This is a genomic window from Flavobacterium hydatis (genome assembly GCF_000737695.1).
Lineage (GTDB): Bacteria > Bacteroidota > Bacteroidia > Flavobacteriales > Flavobacteriaceae > Flavobacterium > Flavobacterium hydatis.
On the sequence record NZ_JPRM01000080.1, the window covers coordinates 1 to 1115 of the forward strand.

2 protein-coding genes are annotated in these 1115 nt (G+C 44.5%); both read left to right on the top strand.

Features of this window, described 5'->3' with window-relative positions; genetic code table 11:
* Positions 1-498, top strand: a 498-nt coding sequence (locus IW20_RS25100; protein WP_035629117.1) for a PorP/SprF family type IX secretion system membrane protein, incomplete at its 5' end; no start/stop codon positions are given.
* Between the two features lie 11 nt (positions 499-509).
* Positions 510-1115: tetratricopeptide repeat protein (locus tag IW20_RS25105; protein ID WP_035629119.1), on the top strand; the 606-nt coding region annotated here is incomplete at its 3' end.

Genomic DNA, 1115 nt, shown 5'->3' on the forward strand with positions numbered 1-1115 from the left:
GACCCACAATTTCAAGACCTAAACAGCAAATTCACACCCAACATAGGAGCAGGAGTATACTGGCATTCCGATAAAGCCTACATCGGACTATCCGTACCCAACTTTATCGAAACCAACAGATACAACGATAATGATATCGCCATCTTCAAAGACAAAATAAACTATTACCTGATAGCCGGTTACGTATTCGAACTAGATCCCTACATCAAATTCAAACCAGCCCTACTAACCAAAATGGTAGAAGGTTCCCCACTACAAGTCGACCTGTCAGCCAACTTCATGTTCAATGACAAATTTGTAGCCGGAGTAGCCTACAGATGGAGCGCCGCGCTAAGCGCCATGGTAGGATTCCAGGTAAGTGACGGCCTATACCTAGGTTACGCCTACGACCGCGAAACCACCCGATTAAACAACTACAACTCCGGTTCACACGAGATATTCCTGCGATTCGAATTCTTTAATAATTACAGCCGAATCACCTCACCAAGATTCTTCTAAAACGACCAAAGATGAAAAACAACTATATAGCCACCACCGTCACCGTCCTTTTAGTACTCATAACACTAAACGGAAGCGCACAAAGCGCAAGCCAAAACAAAGCTGGCAAAGACTATAGCCAATACGCCTATATCGACGCCATCGCCACCTACGAAAAAGTAGCCGAAAAAGGATACAAAGACCAGGAAATGTTCCAAAGACTAGGCAACGCCTACTACTTTAATGGCGAACTCACCAAAGCAGCCAAATGGTACCAAGCCCTATTTGAAAACAACCCAGAACAAGATCCCGAGTACTACTACCGCTATGCACAAACCCTAAAAGCCACAGGAGATTATGCCAAAGCAGATAAAACCCTCGAGACCTTCAACAAAAAAAACGCAGCCGATAAAAGAGGACAACTCTTCGAAAACAATAAAAACTACCTCGAGCAAATAAAAGCCAACTCAGGACGATACGAAATAGCCGATGCCGGAATCAACTCCACCCAAACCGATTACGGAAGTGCGTATTACGATAACAAACTCGTATTTGCATCCGCCAGAGATACCGGAGGCGTAGTTAGAAAAACCTTCAAATGGACCAACAAATCCTTCACCAACCTATACACCGCCGAG